The sequence below is a fragment of the Streptomyces sp. NPDC001985 genome (assembly GCF_040296845.1).
Taxonomy (GTDB): Bacteria; Actinomycetota; Actinomycetes; order Streptomycetales; family Streptomycetaceae; genus Streptomyces.
In genome coordinates, this window is the sequence record NZ_JBEOYB010000053.1 from 1 (window position 1) to 17,902 (window position 17,902).

13 protein-coding genes are annotated in these 17,902 nt (G+C 72.0%); 6 read left to right on the forward strand and 7 right to left on the reverse strand.

The genetic code is table 11. From position 1 onward, the window contains the following. Nucleotides 1–143: 143 nt before the first annotated feature. Nucleotides 144–929 (reverse strand): thioesterase II family protein, encoded by a 786-nt coding sequence (locus ABT122_RS23010; RefSeq protein ID WP_351555304.1) that lies wholly within the window; start codon nucleotides 927–929, stop codon nucleotides 144–146. Nucleotides 930–1,761: 832 nt separating this feature from the next. On the opposite strand from ABT122_RS23010, the gene ABT122_RS23015 reads away from it, so the two are divergent. The 4 genes from ABT122_RS23015 to ABT122_RS23030 all read left to right on the forward strand — a co-directional run bounded on the left by ABT122_RS23015 (nucleotide 1,762) and on the right by ABT122_RS23030 (nucleotide 5,076). Then, entirely contained in the window at nucleotides 1,762–2,049 is a 288-nt protein-coding gene (locus ABT122_RS23015; protein WP_351555307.1) for an acyl carrier protein, read from the forward strand. Continuing rightward, nucleotides 2,046–3,338, forward strand: coding sequence for a cytochrome P450 (locus ABT122_RS23020; protein ID WP_351555310.1), 1,293 nt, complete (start codon nucleotides 2,046–2,048; stop codon nucleotides 3,336–3,338). The genes ABT122_RS23015 and ABT122_RS23020 overlap by 4 nt, the downstream gene beginning before the upstream one ends. After that, the gene (locus ABT122_RS23025; RefSeq protein WP_351555313.1) at nucleotides 3,335–4,105 is read left to right on the forward strand and encodes a thioesterase II family protein; all 771 of its coding nucleotides are present in this window, start codon (nucleotides 3,335–3,337) and stop codon (nucleotides 4,103–4,105) included. Before ABT122_RS23020 ends, ABT122_RS23025 begins: the two co-directional genes overlap by 4 nt. Before the next feature lie 179 nt (nucleotides 4,106–4,284). Then, entirely contained in the window at nucleotides 4,285–5,076 is a 792-nt protein-coding gene (locus tag ABT122_RS23030) for a hypothetical protein (RefSeq protein WP_351555316.1), read from the forward strand. 97 nt (nucleotides 5,077–5,173) lie between these two features. On the opposite strand, the gene ABT122_RS23035 is transcribed toward ABT122_RS23030, so the two are convergent. Then, entirely contained in the window at nucleotides 5,174–6,037 is an 864-nt protein-coding gene (locus ABT122_RS23035; protein ID WP_351555319.1) for an AfsR/SARP family transcriptional regulator, read from the reverse strand. 1,076 nt (nucleotides 6,038–7,113) lie between these two features. Beyond that, nucleotides 7,114–9,744, reverse strand: a complete 2,631-nt coding sequence (gene rph, locus ABT122_RS23040; protein WP_351555322.1) for a rifamycin-inactivating phosphotransferase — start codon at nucleotides 9,742–9,744, stop codon at nucleotides 7,114–7,116. 333 nt (nucleotides 9,745–10,077) lie between these two features. Between rph and ABT122_RS23045 the strand changes: the two genes are divergently transcribed. Next, nucleotides 10,078–11,172, forward strand: a complete 1,095-nt coding sequence (locus ABT122_RS23045) for an endonuclease/exonuclease/phosphatase family protein (RefSeq protein WP_351555325.1) — start codon at nucleotides 10,078–10,080, stop codon at nucleotides 11,170–11,172. Nucleotides 11,173–11,385: 213 nt separating this feature from the next. Here the strand turns inward: ABT122_RS23045 and ABT122_RS23050 are convergent, their stop codons facing one another. The 3 genes from ABT122_RS23050 to ABT122_RS23060 form a co-directional block, all read right to left on the reverse strand. After that, on the reverse strand, nucleotides 11,386–11,991 hold the full coding sequence (locus ABT122_RS23050) for a GOLPH3/VPS74 family protein (RefSeq protein WP_351555328.1): 606 nt from the start codon (nucleotides 11,989–11,991) through the stop codon (nucleotides 11,386–11,388). Between the two features lie 288 nt (nucleotides 11,992–12,279). Further along, nucleotides 12,280–13,026 (reverse strand): phosphotransferase family protein, encoded by a 747-nt coding sequence (locus ABT122_RS23055; protein ID WP_351555331.1) that lies wholly within the window; start codon nucleotides 13,024–13,026, stop codon nucleotides 12,280–12,282. A gap of 564 nt (nucleotides 13,027–13,590) precedes the next feature. Further along, complete coding sequence (locus tag ABT122_RS23060; RefSeq protein WP_351555334.1) at nucleotides 13,591–14,097, reverse strand: RICIN domain-containing protein; 507 nt, start codon at nucleotides 14,095–14,097, stop codon at nucleotides 13,591–13,593. A gap of 519 nt (nucleotides 14,098–14,616) precedes the next feature. Between ABT122_RS23060 and ABT122_RS23065 the strand changes: the two genes are divergently transcribed. After that, nucleotides 14,617–17,373, forward strand: a complete 2,757-nt coding sequence (locus ABT122_RS23065; RefSeq protein ID WP_502976191.1) for a SpoIIE family protein phosphatase — start codon at nucleotides 14,617–14,619, stop codon at nucleotides 17,371–17,373. 126 nt (nucleotides 17,374–17,499) lie between these two features. Here the strand turns inward: ABT122_RS23065 and ABT122_RS23070 are convergent, their stop codons facing one another. Further along, complete coding sequence (locus ABT122_RS23070; RefSeq protein WP_351555337.1) at nucleotides 17,500–17,859, reverse strand: hypothetical protein; 360 nt, start codon at nucleotides 17,857–17,859, stop codon at nucleotides 17,500–17,502. Nucleotides 17,860–17,902: the final 43 nt, after the last annotated feature.

The following is a 17,902-nucleotide window of genomic DNA, read 5'->3' on the forward strand; positions in this document are numbered from 1 at the left end:
GGGGGGCACGGGGGGGCGCCCGCGCCCGGCGGGGCCGGGGCGCGCCCCCCCCGCCGTGCCGGACCCGCCCGCGGCCCCCGCCCGCCCGCCCCCCGCCCCGGGGGCGGAGGCCGGGCGGGTCCGCGGGCCGCCGGCGGACCGGGTCAGGGCAGCAGGTCGGCCGCGAACACGTCGATCAGCGGGCCCGGGGCGTCGAGGAAGGTGTAGTGCTCGCCGCCGAGGAGGACGGACCGGGTCGGCGCGCAGTCCTGCCAGCCGCTCATCAGCCGGTGGGGGACCTCCGCGTCCCGGTCCCAGCCGATGGCGGTGATCGGGCAGGGGATGCCGACCTCGGCGGGCTTGCGGTACTTCCGGTTGGCCTCGACATCGGCGACGAGGACCTCCAGATACAGTTCGAGCAGCTGGGGCGGGGGTGTTCTGCCCCCGCCCAGGGCGCCCAGCAGGGTGCGCAGCTCATCGGCCAGCTGATCGTCGGAGAGCCCGAGAAACCGTCCGTAGGGCCCCTCGTGCGGGGCGACCTGGGACGAGACGAAGAGCCGCAGCGGAGCGGGCAGCCCGCGCTCCGCCAGCCGCACCACGGCCTCGAACGCCGGCAGCGCCCCTCCGCAGTGCCCGAAGAAGGCGAAGGGGCGGTCGAGGCAGGGCGCGAACTCGTCGGCGAAGTCGTCCGCGAGACGCTCGTACGTGGCGAAGTGCGGTTCGCGCATCCGGTTCTCCCGGCCGGGGAGCTGGAGGGGCAGCACCTCGATCCGCCCTATGCGCTCGGGCCAGTTGCGGTACATGGTGGCTCCGCAGCCCGAGTACGGAAAGCAGAACAGCCGGATCTCGCAGTCCTCCGCCGGGGGCCGCAGCAGCCACCGCGATCCGCTGGTTCGCCGGGCCATGGCCGGCCGGCCCGCCGGCTGTGCCCCTGTCGTCGCCCCGTCCACGGGTTCCCCTCCTTGGTGGTCGGTCCGCCGCTCGTGGCACGGACGGACTGTCGTGGGTTCTGTCTCGCCGGCGAGACGGATACGCGTCCGCGCACGGCCGCGAGCGGGTCCCGAAGGCAATCGGCCCGCTCAGGAGGACCTTGACGACCGCTGAATCCACGGGAGTGCATATCCTCTCCCCCGCACTCCACATATTTCACGGAACTCCTTTTCCCCCAGCGAATCGACAGCCCGGGAACATTCCGATGGAAGCGAAGTGACCATGACTTGATTAGAGGCATCTTCCGGGTTGCCGTCAAGGCGTGTCGACAGCGGAAGCCACCTCTGTATTATTCCGGGGACAAGACTCCGCTGCCGATCACGCACACCGTCGTTGAGCGCTGACGGGTCGGCCCGGGAAGAATCCCTCCGCATTCGGCGACCGTACGGCGGACACCGCCGGCCGACGGAATGTCCGCAGCACCCGACCGAGCGCTTCCCCCGACCGCCTGCCGGACGCCGCCGCCCCGGAGGGCATCGTTCCCGGCGCGACTCAAGAAACCATTCACCCTTGCCCTCCCGATCCCCGGGAGCTCCACCCTTCCCCTCGGCTCGCGCTCCGGAAGCGGGCCGGCCGGGCCGGGGCCCCGGCACACGGACGGCTCCGGGACGGTGCGGGAGGAGGACCCGGACTCACCCTTGGACACCGCCGCGCGCGCCGCCCCGCACCGCCCGCCGACCACCGGGGGGTGAGGGGTCGCTCGCCGTCCGCGGACCCGGGCTCATGGCGACCGCTCCGCCGAGCGGCCGGCCACCACGGAGCGGGCAGGCCACCAACAAGGATGTGGAGATCATGGACGATATGCGCGTCACCCCCTCGGGGGAGGACATCGAGAGCGAACTGCTGCACATCTTCCGGAAGGTCCTCTCCCGCGAGGACATCAGCCCCGAGGGCGACTTCTTCGTGCACGGCGGGAACTCCCTGCTCGCCATGAGGCTCACCGAGACCATCCAGCAGTCCTTCGGCGTGGACGTGCCGCCGCGCTCCTTCTACCGGTCGCCCACGGTCGCCGGGCTCACCCGGGTCGTCACGGATCTGTGCTCCACGACCCCGCACCACGACGGGAGCGAGCCCGCGTGAAACTCACCTCCTCCGCTCCGGACACCGCGGTCGACCCGGGTTCCGTCAATCTGCTGGACTCCCGCTTCTACGCCGAGGGGGACCCCCATGCCCTCTGGGCCCGCCTCCGCCGCGATCAGCCGCTCCACCAACAGCCGGCCCTCAACGGCCGGGAGGCCTTCTGGGCCGTGACCCGCCACGCCGATGTGTGCCGGGTCCTCCGCAGCCACCAGGAGTTCACCTCGCGCCGGGGCACCATGCTCTGCATCGTCGATCTCAACATGCCCGACATCGCGGCGGGCCAGATGATGCCCGACACCGACCCGCCCGAGCACACCCGGCTCCGCGAGCCGCTCAACCGGGCCCTCGGAATGCGCTCGGTCCAGGCCAGGGAGGCGCAGTTCCGGAAGATCGCTCTCGATCTGCTGGAGCCGGCGCTGGACGGGGAGGTCTTTGACCTGGGGCAGGCCGCGCTGATGTTCCCCATGGCCTTCGCCGGGACGCTCATGGGCATCCCGTCCGAGGTGTGGGCGCACACCGCGCGGCTCACCACCATGACGATCGCCTACGACGACCCCGACTACCAGCAGGGCACCCCCCTGGACACCCTGCGCCAGGCGCACCACGAGCTGTTCGCCGTCTTCCACGAGGAGCTCAAGCGGCGCGACCGGAGCGACCCCGGCGACGACCTCATCGGCGTGCTGATGTCCATGCGGTTCGAGGGGGAGCCGCTCACGGACGAGCAGATCCTGTTCAACTGCTACAGCCTGCTGCTCGGCGCCAATGTGACCACCCCGCACACCACCAGTGGCACCGTCCTCGCCCTCGCCGAACACCCCGACCAGTACGCCCGGCTGGCCCGGGACCCCGCCCTGATCAACACCTGTGTCGAGGAGGGCCTGCGCTGGACCTCACCGGCCAGCCATTTCATGCGGTACGCGGTCAGCGACATCGAGCTGCACGGACAACTGATCCGGGCCGGTGAGCCCGTGACGGCCTGGCTCGGTTCGGCCAACCGCGACGACGCGGTGTTCCCCGACCCGTACACCTTCGATGTCGCGCGCACGCCCAACCGGCATGTCGCCTTCGGCTACGGACCGCACTTCTGCATCGGCGCCGGACTCGCCCGGGTCGCCCTGAGGCTGTTCGTCTCCGAGCTGGCGAGCCGGGTGGAGGGCATCGAGCCGGCGGGGACGGTGGATCACCTGGTGTCCAGTTTCGTCGCGGGCTTCAAGCGCATGCCGGTCCGGCTCACCGCCCGGCCGGCGGCGCTGCCGCTGCCGGGCACCCTCGCGGCGGAGGCCCGATGACCGACTCCCTTGTGGTGACACCGGACTGGCTGGACTGCCACCACCGGCTGCCCGCGTCCCGTCTGCGCCTGTACTGCCTGCCGTTCGCCGGGGGGTCCTCGACCTTCTACCGCTCCTGGGGAACACACCTCGCCCCCGACGTGGAGACGGTCACGATCGAGCTGCCCGGGCGCGGCCGGCTCACCCGCCTCCCGCCCGCCCGCCATCTCCACACGGTCGCCGACTCGCTCACACCGGTCCTCGCCGCCGACCGCGAGCCCATCGCCCTGTTCGGCTACAGCCTGGGCGCGGTCCTGGCCTTCGAGGTGGCCCGGAGGCTGGAGGCGATGGGCCGCGGGGTGGCGCACCTGTTCGTGTGCAGCCGGGCCGCGCCGCACATCCGCAGCCCCGAGCGGCCGTTCAGCCGGCTCGACCGGGAATCGCTGATCCAGGTCCTGCGCGAGTACGGCGCCACCCCCGAGGACATCCTCAACGACGCCGCGCTCATGGACCATGTCGTCCCCGTCGTCCGGGCCGACTTCGCGATGAGCGAGAGTTATGTGCCGTCGCCCGGTCCCCCGCTGGAGTGTCCCGTCACCGTGTTCGGCGGTGACGGCGACCCCTGGGTGTCGGCCGGGCAGCTCGACGGCTGGAAGCGGCACACCTCCGGCCCCTGCGCCACCCACCTGTACCCCGGGGGGCACTTCTTCATCGACCACTGCCGGGACGAGGTGCTCGGCACCGTGCGCACGGCGCTCGCCGGCGGGCGGGAGGGAGCGGCGCCGTGAACGATCCCGCCCCGCCGACCGGCACCCCACGACCGCCCTGTGGACCACCGCCCGGTGAGCCACCGCCCGGTGAGCCGTCGTACGACACCCGGACGCGGCCGCCGGCACCGCGTGCGCACTCCCCCCTCACCGGTCCGGCCGGTCCACCGCCCCTCCGGGGTCCGTCAAGGAGGAAAGTCATGGATGAGGGAGCCTCTCTCTCCCTGCCCCAGCTCTCGGCTCTGGAGGACTCCCGTCTGGGAGAACCGTCGGACACCGATTTCGCCGACACGCTCTACGACCGCGCCATGGCGATCGCCAACGACCTCTACGACCCCGATGCCTACGCCCTCCTCGGTGTGCCGCCGGAGGAGCGGATCGAACGGGAGATCGCCTATCTGCGGCGCCGGTCGTTCGGGGAGTGGTACTTCGGCGCGGTCACCCCCGCCCGGCAGATCACCCTGCTCCCGGACTCCGAAGTGCTGCTCAAACTCCGGCTGACCCAGCAGATCGTGGAGGAGACCCGCCATTACGAGATATTCGCCGCCGCCGTCAAACGGCGCAACGGCGAGTGGCGGCTCCAGCGCTACTCGGTCCCCTCCCATCTGCGGGAGATGCTGAGCACCCAGGTGAGCAGCGCCTCCGCCGCCGAACTGGCGGCGGCGAACCAGTACTCGGGCGAGGTCGTCCTCTCGGTCCACGACCGGCAGGAGAAGAACGTCCTGCGGCTGGTCACCTCGCCCGACATCATGAAGGACATCGAGACCATCGAGGCGGACGAGCCCGCGCACATCGCCATCGGCCGGGATCTGGTGCGCATGTACGCCGGCGACATCCGGGAGCGCCGGGCCATGGCCCGAGCCCAGGAGGACTTCCTCATGGCGCTCAGCCGCCAGCACGTGGCGGAGCTGGAAGCACTCGGTCTTCAGCGGCTGCGCGGACTCCCGGTCTTCGCGCCCGCCACCCCACCCCACGGCCCGGCGCTGCTGTGACCGGGACGGCGGCACCGCCCGCGCCGGGGAGAGACAGGGCCGGGTCCCCGTCGACGGCTGCCCGGGCACCGGCACGGGGCGGAGATCGCCGAGGGGCTCAGGCCGATCGGGGAACCGTGCCGATCAGCCGGTTGACCACCACATGGGCTCCCGTGTTCTGTGGGATGTCCAGGATCGGGTCGCAGGTGAGGATCGCCCGGTGCAGCCTCTCCAGTCTCAGGGAGGACCCCACGCCCAACTCCTTGTTCAGCAGCCGACGCAGCCGTTGAAAGGTGGCCAGAGCCTGGGAGCGACGGCCACAGCGGTGAAAGGCGAGCATCAGCTGGGCGTGCAGACTCTCGTTCAGCGGGTGCTCGGCGACCAGCTCTATCAACTCGCTCAGAACGTCGTAGTGCCGCCCCAACCGCATATCGGCCTCGATGCGCTGCTCCAGCGCGATGAGCCGGGACTCCCGGAGCCGCATGATCTGTACGTCGAGCAGCGGCCCCGGCTTCACATCGGCCATCGGGGAGCCGCGCCACACACTCAATGCCTCCCCGATGCGATGCGACGCCACCTCATCGCGCCCCTCGGCGAGGGCGGCCCGCCCATCGGCGAGGGTTCGCTCATAAACCTGAAGATCCGTCTCACCGGACTCGATATGGAAGAGATATCCACCGGACTTCGTCAGAAGAACATCGCGCATGACCTGTTCGGGCGTGACACCCAGCGATTTCCCAAGGAATTTGCGCAGATGACGCACATAGTTCTGGAGGGTGGCCACCGAACTCGGAGGCGGGTGATCCTCCCACAGCTCCTTGGCCAACACGGGAATCGTGACCGCGCGATTCGCGTGCAGCAGCAGGAGCGCGACGAGCTGTCTGAGTTTCGGCGCGGACGGCACCGCCGGATTTCCGTTCACCCGCACAACCAGGGAACCCAGTAAGGCGACCTCGATGTGCGGAATCCAGTGTCCGTTCATCCCCGTCTCCCCACCCCCATGCACCGGGACATCGCAGAACGACGCAGCCCGATTCCGGGAACCCACCTCGACAATGTGGTGAGCGTCGGAACGCCGCCGGACAAGAGCGCTCACATCCTCACCGCCGCGCGCTGCTGACACATGCCCTCACTCTCATTCTCTGCGGCATTCCCGCCGCAGTCCCTGGTTCGCTCCCCTTGGTCCCCTACACTCAAGTACCCGCCGCAGCGGGCTTCGATGATGCATCTACAGCGATCGAACGAACAGCCAGGTACAACCGTGGACATGACCGTACCGCCTCTGACTGAGGTCAACCAGACATCGTGCGGGCGGCCCCAACCTCAATTCTGGCGATTTAGGTGTTTTTCCGGCCGCTGGTTCGGATCGTCACAACGGACTCGATCTCGCCGCCCGGAGAGTGCGCAGTCGACGCGGATTGTGGTAGGCGCGTTTGCGTTTCCGGTCGCACGCCTCGCATTTTGACACACCGTTAGGAAACGCACGAGTGGCCGGGACCTTTCGCGAATCCCGCGCGAGGTTCCGGGCCGTGCTCGAAAAGCCGGCCGGGCGGCGCGATCCGGGCTGCGGCCGCCCATCGCGAGGCGCTCGTTCGGCACCCGGACAGGATGCGCAACCAAGATCCATCCGTTGGCCGCGAACTGCCACCGGTCTATACCGCCCACGCTATCGGGGGCCGCAGCGCAGGGAATGGCTTGATCGTCGTCGACCGCTGATCGGCGCGTTGAGGACCTCGCACCCACGAACGGACAAGGAATAAACCGAATTTCCGGACACGCTGTTCAGCGTTTCGCGGAGGAGATGGGCTCGGCCATTCCGTCCCTGTTCCGTTCTCCGGCCGCTCCGGGAAGCGATCCCCGCCGGGCTGAACCGCGCCCCGCCGGCCGTCGGCCCGGACACGCGGAGCGGCGGGCGCGCCGGAGACCGGCAGCGCACCCGCCGCGTGACAGTCGGTTCAACAAGGGTGCCCGGCCGCGGGTACGGGGCGGACCCGCACGCCCTGCCCACCGGTCACGACGCCGCCCCGGCACACCGTCCGAGGAACCGGGCACCGGCGGTCAGGTGAGGAACTCGATGTGGCCGTCGGTTCCGTGCACCCGGATGCGCTGCCCGTCCCGGATCAGCCGGGTGGCGCGGTCCACGCCCACCACGGCCGGCAGACCGTACTCCCTGGCGATCACCGCGCCATGGGTCATCAGACCGCCCACCTCGGTCACCAGGCCCGCGATCCCGACGAACAGCGGCGACCAGCCGGGGTCGGTGAAGGTCGTGACCAGGATGTCGCCCGCTTCGAGATCGGCGTCCGCGATGTCGAGGACGACCCGCGCCCTTCCCTCGACGGTCCCGGCGGAGACCGGCAGGCCGGCCAGGGCACCGGCCGGCACGTCCTCGCGCCGGTACGTCCCGGTGACGGCCTCGCCGTCGGAGGTGAGCACCCGGGGCGGGGTGAGCGCGGCGTACGACCGGAACTCCTCCGCGCGCCGCCGGACCAGCCCGTCGTCCACCCGCCGTGAGCGCACGGCCTCGTGGAACTCCCCGAAGGTGAGGAAGAACGCGTCCTCCCGCTCGGTCAGCACGCCGGCCCGCGCCAGGCGCGCCGCCTCCGCCAGCAGAGCCCGCCGGTAGACGAGGTAGCGGCTGACGATGTCGTACTTCGGGTACTCGCGGTAGCCGATGAAGGTCCTCACCCGGTCGATCATCCGCTTGGTCTCGTCGGCCCTGCGGTCCCCGTCCGGCAGGGCCCGCAGACGGGCCAGCACGTCGAGTTCCTTCTCCAGCGCCGTCCGCCGCCCCTCCTCGAAGCGCCGGCCGGCGGCGCCCGGCCCGAAGTTCCTGATGTTGTCGAGGATCGCCGGAACGAGTGCGTCGGGCCGCTCGCGCCAGCGCGGTCGCGTGATGTCGATCTCGCCGGTGCAGCGCATGCCGTACCGGTCGAGGTAGCCCTCCAGGGCCTCGCGCGCCCCGGCTCCGCCCGGCAGCTCCGCCAGCGCGTCCAGCCAGTCGTCCGGCCCGTCCGGGAAGTCCTCGTCGGCGACGCGCCGCAGCAACGCCACCACCTCGGGGTGCGGGCGGATCGCGTCCGCGACGTCCAGGAGTTCCAGTCCCATCTCGGAGGTGATGTTGCCGGGGGCGGACAGGGTGAGCGTGTCGGCCGCGTTCCTCTCCCCCAGCCATTCCCGCAGCCGGTCGTTGAGCCACCAGGTGGCTTCCATTCCCGCCGTGATGACCTGGAGGCTCAGCGGATCGGCGATCACCCGCCGGTGCTCGTCGAAGGCCTCCAGCAGGAAGTCGAACAGCGCCGGTCCGGTCTTCGTCGCGACAGCGCGCTCCAGGTCCGCGACCGAGGCCCGGCTGCGTTCGACCAGCCCGGTGACGACGGCCGCGTCCGTCCCGATCGGGGCCGGCGGCCCGCCGGGGTCCCGGGCCGGGCCGGGTTCCGGGTCCGGGAGCAGCGGGATGAAGTCGTCGCGGTCCAGAACGGTCTCCAGCGCGTCCCGCACCAGCGGGTCACCTCTGCCGATGAGCTCCAGGAGGCCGGCCCGGCCCGTGGGCGAGGTCAGCCGCCCGGTGGCGTCGACGAACAGCCGCCCGCCCGCCTCCCGCATCGGCGCCATGGCCGTCAGCTGCCACACGGACAGACCCAGGGGTTTCATGGGGTCGGTCATCATCTGCTGATGGCCGACCGAGACATAGACACGGTTCTCCGGGTCGCCGGCCTCGGCGGCGGGAACGGGGAACAGGGTGGTGATCGGCCGGCTCTGAACGATCCGGAAACCGTCCTCGACCAGACACCATTCGATGTCCTGCGGGCGGCCGAAGTGTCCCTCGATCCGGCGCCCGAGCCGGACGAGCCGGACGACCTGCGCATCGGTCAGCGCGGGCTCCCGCTGCCGCCCCGGGTCGACCGCCACCTCCCGCGTGCCGCCGGCCGGCAGGGCGTGGACGGCCCGCTCCTTGGCGGCGATGGTCCTGGTGACGATCCCACCGTCCCGCACCGCGAAGACGTCCGGGTTGACCAGACCGGAGACCAGGGCCTCACCGAGACCGAAACCGGCGTCCACGGTGGCGACCTTCCGGTTGCCCGTGACGGGGTCGGCCGTGAACAGGACGCCGGACGCCTCCGGGAACACCATCCGCTGCACGACCACGGCCATGTGGACCGTGCGGTGGTCGATGCCGTTCCGCCGCCGGTAGACCACGGCCCGTTCGGTGAAGAGCGAGGCCCAGCAGCGGCTGATGTGCCGGAGCACCGACGCCGGCCCCACCACGTTGAGATACGTGTCCTGCTGCCCGGCGAAGGAGGCCGTCGGCAGATCCTCCGCCGTCGCGCTGGACCGTACGGCATAGGCGGTGGCCCGTTCGCCGTGCCGGGAGAGCGCGCCGGTGACCGCCTCCGCGAGGTCGTCCGGGACGGGGGTCCCCTCGACGGCCCGGCGGATCTCCGCGCTGAGCGTGCGGACGGCCTCCCGGTCGTCCGGGTCCACCCGGGACAACCGGTCGAGGCGGTCGCCGATCGACGGGACATCCGCCATCACCCGCCGGAAGGCATCCGTCGTCACACAGAAACCGTCCGGCACGCGGATGCCGTCGATCCGCGACAGCCCGCCCAGCTGCGCGCCCTTGCCGCCGACGGCCGCTGTCCGCGTCTCGTCGGCCTCTTCAAGATCCAGCACGTACGTCTCCGTCATCGCGACCGGCGCCTCCCACTCCGTCGAACCACCTGCTGGTGGCGTCGGTGGACGATTTTCCGCCGGCACCGGGGCCTTGTGGCAAGCCCCCCCGTGCGCTATAAGTTGAGCATGGCAAGGAGAGCGCTCTCCTTGCCTTTGTCATGTGCTCCGGGGCCGGTGGGCGAGGGTGCGGCTGACGGCCGCACCACCCCCCGGAGACACTATTGATCATTCAACATCTGACGTTGCTCCTGAGTTCACGCGTCATACACGAGAGGCCTCGACGCTTGTCCCGGCCCGTGTCGGATCGTGACCGGGCCATGGATACATGGCACTCACTGGAGGTCACGGATGGTCAAGCGTCGCGAAGTGCTCGGGATGGTCGGCGCGACCGTCGGAGCGGGAGTGCTCGCCACGGGAACGGCGGAGGCCGCCCCGAGGGACGGGCGGAAGCACCGCGGGCCCTCGCACCGAACGCTCAGGGTCATGCAGTTCAACATCTGGCTCGGCGGCAGCCGGGTGCCGGGCGGCCGGGCGGGAATCGCCGACACCATCGCCGCGGTGGAACCGGACGTGGTGATGCTCAGCGAGTCGAACCCGGAGCGGGTGGCCCATCTCCTGGCCGATCTCGCCGAGCGCGGGCTGACCTACTTCGACAACGAGAACCCGGTCGACCCCGCGGTGATCTCGCGCTACCCGATCATCGAGCACGCGTCCTTCCCGTACTGGTCGAAGGCGGTCGTCTCGGTCGACGGCACCGAGGTCGCCGCCTACTCCGGGCATCTGGAGTACCGCTACTACGTCACCTATCTGCCGCGCGGTTACGGCGGCGGCACGCCGTCGCCCCTGGAGACCTCCGAGTACGGCTGGAACGAGATCCCGACCGGTCCGGTCACCGATACCGGGCTGATCACACGGCTCAACACGGCGTCGGGACGCACGAAGGTGACGAGGACGGTGCTCGCGGACGCCGCGAGGGAGCGCGCCAAGGGGCGGCTGACGCTGCTGGCCGGTGACTTCAACGAGCCCTCTCACCGGGACTGGACCCGCCGGACCCGGAACCGGTTCGACCACAACGGCGCCGTCGTCATGTGGTCGACCACGAAGGCGATCGAGGACGCCGGCTTCCGCGACAGCTATCGCGTGATCCACCCGGACCCCGTCCGCAGGCCGGGCTTCACCTGGCCGAGCGACAACCCGGGCGCCGACGTGGGGCAGCTCACCTGGGCGCCGAAGGCGGACGAGCGGGACCGGATCGACTTCGTCTTCTACCACCCGGACCGGCGGATACGGCTGCTCGACAGCGTGATCGTCGGCCCGTCCAGCACCATTGTGCGCAACGAGCGGGTCCAGGAGCCGGGCAGGGAGAGGTTCTGGGAGCCCACCTGGACGTGGCCGACCGACCACAAGGCCGTGCTCAGCACCTTCCGGGTGTCCACGCGCTGAGCGGGACCGTCTCCCCGGGCGGTCACCGGCCCGGTCCCCTGGGCCTCGCCCTTCCGCGCGTGAGCGCCCCGGCGGGCCCGCGCTCACGCTGTCCCGTACGGCGGTGGCCGGGCCGGCCCGGCACCACCCGCGGTGGGCGTCGTCCCCGCTGCCGGCCGGTGGCCGCTCTCTCCCCTCGCCGCCCGGTGCGGCGCCGCGCCCTCCCCGGCGCGCTCAGACCCCGCGCCAGAGGTTGGCGAAGGCCGCGCTCTCGATGGACCTCCTCTGGCGCACGGCCTCCAGTTCCATCACCGCGTCGTGGACGGCGGCCACCACGGCGGTCACCGCCTCGTCCGTGAGGCCGGGCTCATCGCCGGACTCCTCGGTGCCGATACCCACAGCCGCGGCGAGGGCGCCCAGGACGGGTTCGGCCTCCTCCCAGCGGGAGACCGCCCGGTGGCGCGAGGGTGTGTCGGCCGGTTCCACCCGCCGTGGACCGAAGGGCGACGCGCCGCTTCGCCCGCGGATCAGCTCGCCGTCCTCCTCCAGGGCGGCCTGGTACACGGCCGACAGATCCCGGCCCCGGCGCCACAGCCACTCCTCGATCCGCTCATGGGGCTCCTGCCGGACGACTTCCGCCGCGGCCCCCGCCACGAGCCGGTCGTCCGGGGCCGGCGGCCCGCCCGGCACGATGCGGTCGCCGTCCACCGCGACCGTCCCCGCACCGATGAGATCGATCAGCTCGGCCCCCGCGAGGGCGAGCGACAGATCGCCCTGTCCCACGGAGTGCCCGGCCTCCGGGCCCATGGCGATGATGAACAGGTCTTTCGCCGTGGTCATGAACAGCTCCCCTCGAAGACACCGGCACAGGTACGTCCGCGCCGCCCGGCCCGTGTCCGGGGCGTCTGCCCCGCGTGCCGAGAGCGACTCTCACGATCAGTATCGCCCTCCTCCGTCCTGTCCGTGGGCCGACCGGCGGCCCGGTGGGGCGCGCCTCCGTCCGCCGGTGGACACCCCGCGCCACCGGGGGTGGCGAACTCCCGCCGGTCGAACGGGGTTCCCCTCCACCGAGGCCGTACGGCGATGATGGCACCCGCCACTGACAACGGTCCCCCGGCCCGCGCGGCCTCACATCCGGGACCGCAGCACGTCGACCTCGCAGCCCGGTGCGAAGGGGTCGAAGCCGTGCTCGATCAGCCAGCCAACCGCGAGCAGGCTTCGCAGCGACCACCACGCGTGGATCACGCCGAGATCAACGCCGCTGCCGTAGCCGGCGATGACGTCGTCGAGGTGCTCCTCGTGTCCGAGGGTGAGGGTGGCCAGGTCGTACAGGGCGTCACCCCGGCCCGCCTCGGACCAGTCGATGATGCCGGTGACCCTGCCGCCGTCGACGAAGACGTGCGCGATCTGCAGGTCGCCGTGGGTGAACGCCGGTGTCCACGGCCGGAGCGCGGCCTCGGCGACCTCGCGGTTGCGGGTGACCAGGCCGGCGGGGAGGACACCGTTCGTCACGAGCGACGCGCACTCGTCGTCGAGTTCCGCCGCCAGGGCGACGGTGCTCCGGCCGGCCCGGCCCGTCCGCGGCGGCAGGGGCGCGTCGTGCAGCGTACGGAGGGCGGCGCCCGCCGCGGCCCATGCCCCGGGTGACCCGGCCGACGGCCCGCCGAGGCGCCCGAGCGCCGTCCCCGGGAGTGCGGCGATCGCGAGTACGGGCGGCTCGCGCCACAGGATCGCCGGGGTCGGGACCGGCGCGAGGGACATCGCCTCGACCTCGGCGTCGACGCGCGCCTGATCGGCGTCCACCTTCAGGAACATGTCACCGACGCGCAGGGTGGCGCGCTCGGCATGGGCAACCACGACTTCGACCTCGTCCATGGGCGCCCAGTATCCCGGGGACGACCGCCGGGGTCGCGGGGTTTTCGTGTGCGGTGACGGGGCCCTCGTCCCGTCGGCGCGGGCGCCGGGCACGACACCAGCCTGCCGCCGGCCGGGTCGATCCGCCGGCCGCGGCACCGGGGCCCCTGCCCGGCTGCCGGACCAGGAGGGCACCGTCGCCGTCACCGGGGTCCGCCGCGCGGACGACTCGGACCCCACACCGCTCTCCCGGGGCCCGGGGGCGAGTGCACCAGGTCCGGGAGGCGCGGGGCGGCGCGCCCGGGGAGCGGGCGACCACCGGGCCCGGCGAGGACGCTCCGGGGAGCCTCATCCCGACGGCCGTCCGGGAGGCGGAGTGGCACGGGTGGGACGACACCGGTCCGGCGCCGGTCGGCGGTCCGGCGCATGAGGTTGCCCGGGCCGCCGGTCGGGCCGGGAGCGGGGTTCCCCGTCCGGAGGGTTCCGGCGCCCGCGCGGGGCTGCTCGCCCCCGTGGCAGGGGCGGGCAGAGCGCTCCGTACCACTGGGCGAGGGGCCGGCGGGGCCGGTCGTCTCCGGCCGGCGATCAGTACCAGTACTGCCAGGGCACCGGGGTGCAGGAGCGCTGGACGACACTCGCGCCGTCCGCCGTGCTGCCGCCGAGGACCTCCAGGCACTTCTGGGAGTGCTCGTTGACGATCTGATAGGCGCCGCTGCTCTGGAAGAACGCACGCCACTTCTGCCATGTCATACCGTTGCATGTCCGCTGCGCGATGATCGCACCGTCTGCCGTGCTGCCGTTGGCGGCGTCCAGGCACATACCCGTGTGGTGGTTTCTGATCTCTGTCAGCTTCCCGCTGACCTCATTCACCCAGAGCTGCCAGTTCGTGCCGTCGCACGTCCGCTGGGTGGCGGGTGAGGCGTAGGCGGTGCTGCCGCCCGGTATCTCCAGACACTTCATTCCATTGGCGTTCTTCCAGTTCCACGGGGTGTCGGCGGCGCCCTGCCAGCCACTGTCCGCCGCGGCGGCGGCCGGAGTGGCCGCCGCCGTGAACAGCAGGAGCGCAGCCGCCACCATCCTGACCCGCCTCATCGCATGAGCCTTCATTCTTCCGCTCCCTGGATCGCTCGACATGTTCGGCGGAACCGTCCTGCCCTCCCCCGGGACCGTCCATCCGGTCGCTGCGGGAACTGTCCTGATCTCCGGCACAGTGGTCCGTTCCGCGCTCCTTGACAGGGAACGGCGGGCCTTCACGCCGGCCGGGGACCGGCTCACCCGGCGCGAACGGACCCACCGGGGCCGCGCTCCACCGGCCGGAAGAGGCCGCTGGAGCGCTGCCCCGCGTTCACGCGGCCCGGCCGGTGCTCGCTGCGAGGGCGCGCCGCGGCCGCCGGAGACGGGCCGCCGGGGGCACCGTGCCGTACCCCCGGGGCGGGGCACCGCCGGCGCGCCGGTCCTCGGCCGGCCCGAGCCCGCCGAGGCGGCCGGGCCGCCGCCTTCTCCGTGCGGCGCGCGGGTCCGTTGAACCATTCACGGCCGACACGCCTGCTCGGAGGCAGAGTTACTCCTGTACAGCCATATAAGTAACGATATAAGTGCACTATGGAGGGAATGAAGCGTTCCGAGGATGTCTCTCCGGCGACCGGGAGGAAGCGATCCGCCCGGCGCGGAGGGGGCAGTCCTCTCTGGGGAGCCCGCAGTGTCATCGGACAGATGTTCCTGCTCCAGCTCGCCGTCGTGCTGCTGCTCGCCGCCGGAGCGGTTCTGCTGCTGTTGCTGATGGCACGCCAGGAGAAGGCACAGGAGGCCCGCAGCCGCTCCCTCGCCCTCGCCGAGGGCTTCGCCGACGCCCCCGGCACGGCGGCGGCGATCGAGTCCGCGCATCCGACGGCGATCCTCCAGCCCCGCGCGGAGAAGGCCCGCGAGGGTGCCGACGTCGACTTCGTGGTGGTCCTCAACCGCAGGGGCACCCGTCTCACCCATCCGCTGAGCAACCGCATCGGCAAGCGCAGTTCGGCCAGGCTGCCTCTCCTGCTCCGGGGCCGGACCGTGGTCGAGAAGCGAACGGGATCGCTCGGCCCGCAGGTCAGGGCCTATGTTCCCGTCCGGCGGGCGGACGGGGTCGTGGTCGGAGCCGTCGGGGCGGGGATCACCATCGCCCGTATCAACTCCGCCGCCGCACAGCGGCTGCCGCTCGTTCTGACGGCCACCGGCGGCGCCGTCCTGCTCACCGTCGGCGGCGGCGCGCTCCTCAGCCGGCGGCTGCTGCGGCAGACCCATGGACTCGGCCCCGCCGAGATCACCCGGCTGTACGATCACCACGACGCGGTGCTCCACTCCGTGCGCGAGGGTGTTCTGATCGTCGACACCGACGGCAAGTTCCTGCTCGCCAACGACGAGGCCCGGCGCATCCTGGACCTGCCCGCCGACACCGAGGGCCGCGCGGTCGCCCGGACGGACCTGCCCCCCGAGATCGCGGAACTGCTCGTCTCCGGCCGGGAGGCGACCGACGAGTTCCACCGCGTCGGGGACCGCACCCTCGTCATCAGCCAGCGCCCCACCGAGGGCGCCACCGCCCGGCGGAGCCGGGTCGCGACGGTGCGGGACACCACCGAACTCCGCGCCGCCTCCGCCAGGGCCGAGACGGCCCGCCACCGCCTGGAGATCCTCCACGACGCCGGGACCCGCATCGGAACCACCCTCGAAGTGCCGCGCACCGCGAGAGAGCTGGCCGAGGCCACCGTCCCCCGGTTCGCCGACTTCGTCACCGTCGACCTGGCGGAGCCCGTCCTGCGCGGCGAGGAGGTCCACGGCACGGAACAGGAGCTGCGCCGGGTGTGCCTGGCGGGCATCCGTGAGCATCCCCCGCTCTATCCGGAGGGCGAGCTGATCCGTCCGGTCCCCTCCACCCCGCAGGCGCAGGGAATGATCACCGGCCGGGCCGTCCTCGAACCGGACCTGGCCGACGCCCCGGGCTGGCACGCGCAGGCCCCGGAACGGGCCCGGCGGATCGTCGAGGACGGCATCCACTCCCTGATCACCGCGCCCCTGAGGGCCAGAGGAGTCCTTCTCGGCATCGCCACCTTCTGGCGTTCGGAGCGGCCCGATCCCTTCGACGAGGAGGACCGCGCGCTGGCCGAGGAGATCACCGCCCGCGCCGCCGTCTCCCTCGACAACGCGCGCCGCTACACCCGTGAGCACGCCATGGCCGTCACGCTCCAGCGCAGTCTGATGCCGCGCCATCTGCCCGTCCAGGAGGCCGTCGACGTCGCCTACCGCTATCTTCCCGCCGAGGCCGGTGCGGGCGGTGACTGGTTCGACGTCATTCCGCTGCCCGGCAGCCGGGTGGCCCTGGTCGTCGGTGATGTCGTCGGCCACGGCCTGCACGCCGCGGCCACCATGGGACGGCTCCGCACCGCGGTCCACAACTTCTCCGCCCTGGACCTCCCTCCCGAGGACATCCTCAGCCACCTGGACGAGCTGGTCACCCGCATGGACCAGGAGCACGGGACGAACGGCGACGGCCTCGACATCACGGGGGCCACCTGCCTGTACGCCGTCTACGACCCGGTGACCGGTGACTGCGCCATGGCCCGGGCCGGGCACCCGCCGGCCGGACTGGCCCTGCCCGACGGCCGGTTCGAGTTCCCCGACGTCCCCGTCTCACCGCCCCTCGGCACCGGCAGCGGACTGCCCATCGAGACCGCGGTGCTCCGGCTCCCCGCGGGCTCGCGCCTGATCCTCTACACCGACGGGCTGATCGAGAGCCGCGACCACGACATCGACACGGGCCTCGCCCGGCTCCGGGACGCGGTCGCCGGACGGCCCGGTATCAGTGCCCAGGAGACCTGCGAGGCGCTGCTGCCCGCCATGCCGGGAGCCCGACACCAGGACGACATCGCCCTGCTGGTGGCCCGCACCGAACGGCTGGACCCCGACCGGATCGCCGAGTGGGACGTGCCGTCCGACAGCGCGGCGGTGGGCACCGTGCGCGCCGCGTGCGCCCGCACGCTCCGGGACTGGGGTCTGGAGGAGATCGTCTTCACCACCGAACTGATCCTCAGCGAACTCGTCACCAACGCCATCCGCTACGCCGGGCAGCCCGTGACCGTACGGCTCATCCACAGCACCTCGCTGATCTGCGAGGTCTTCGACGGATCAGCCACCTCCCCGCATCTGCGCCGGGCGCTGCTCACCGACGAGGGCGGGAGAGGGCTCTTCCTGGTGGCCCAGCTCGCCGATCGCTGGGGCACCCGCTACACCGCGGAGGGCAAGGTCATCTGGACCGAGCAGTCCCTCCAGGGTCCGGCCGCCGCTCCTCTCGGCCCCGACCCCGCGGGGGTGCTCCTCGAACAGTGGGATCTGTGAGCGAGCTGCCCCGGGCCCTGCTCCGCTCCCCGCCGGACGGGGCGGCGGCGCCCGTCGCGGCGGGCCCGCGCGCGGCGGGCGGGAGTCCGGAGCGGGTGAGCGGCGGGGCGGCGTCGCCCCCGGTCCTCAGGCCCGGCCCCGGCCGGAGGTCCTGACGAGGTCGTTGGCGGCGATGAGACCGAGTCCGGGCACGGCCTCGCGCAGCGCCTTGACGGCGTGGACATGGTCGCGGGCCGGATCGGCGTCCGCGTCGCGGAGGGTCCGCCGCACCCATTCCGCCGTCCGCTCCTCATCGGTCAGCGAGCGGTGGTGTCCGACGATGCGCAGGGCCTCCTGGAGCCCGGGCCGGGACGACGGACCGGCCGCCTCCAGCGCGGTGACGAGATCCGCGTGAACGGCCTCGACATCGTGGAGGAGTACGACAGGGGGCTTGCTCTTGGGCGCCATGAGCGGATCGGTCCCTTCGTCACGAGTGCGAACAATCATGGTAGTCACCGCCCCGCCGGGGACTGCCGGGGGGAGGGAGGGC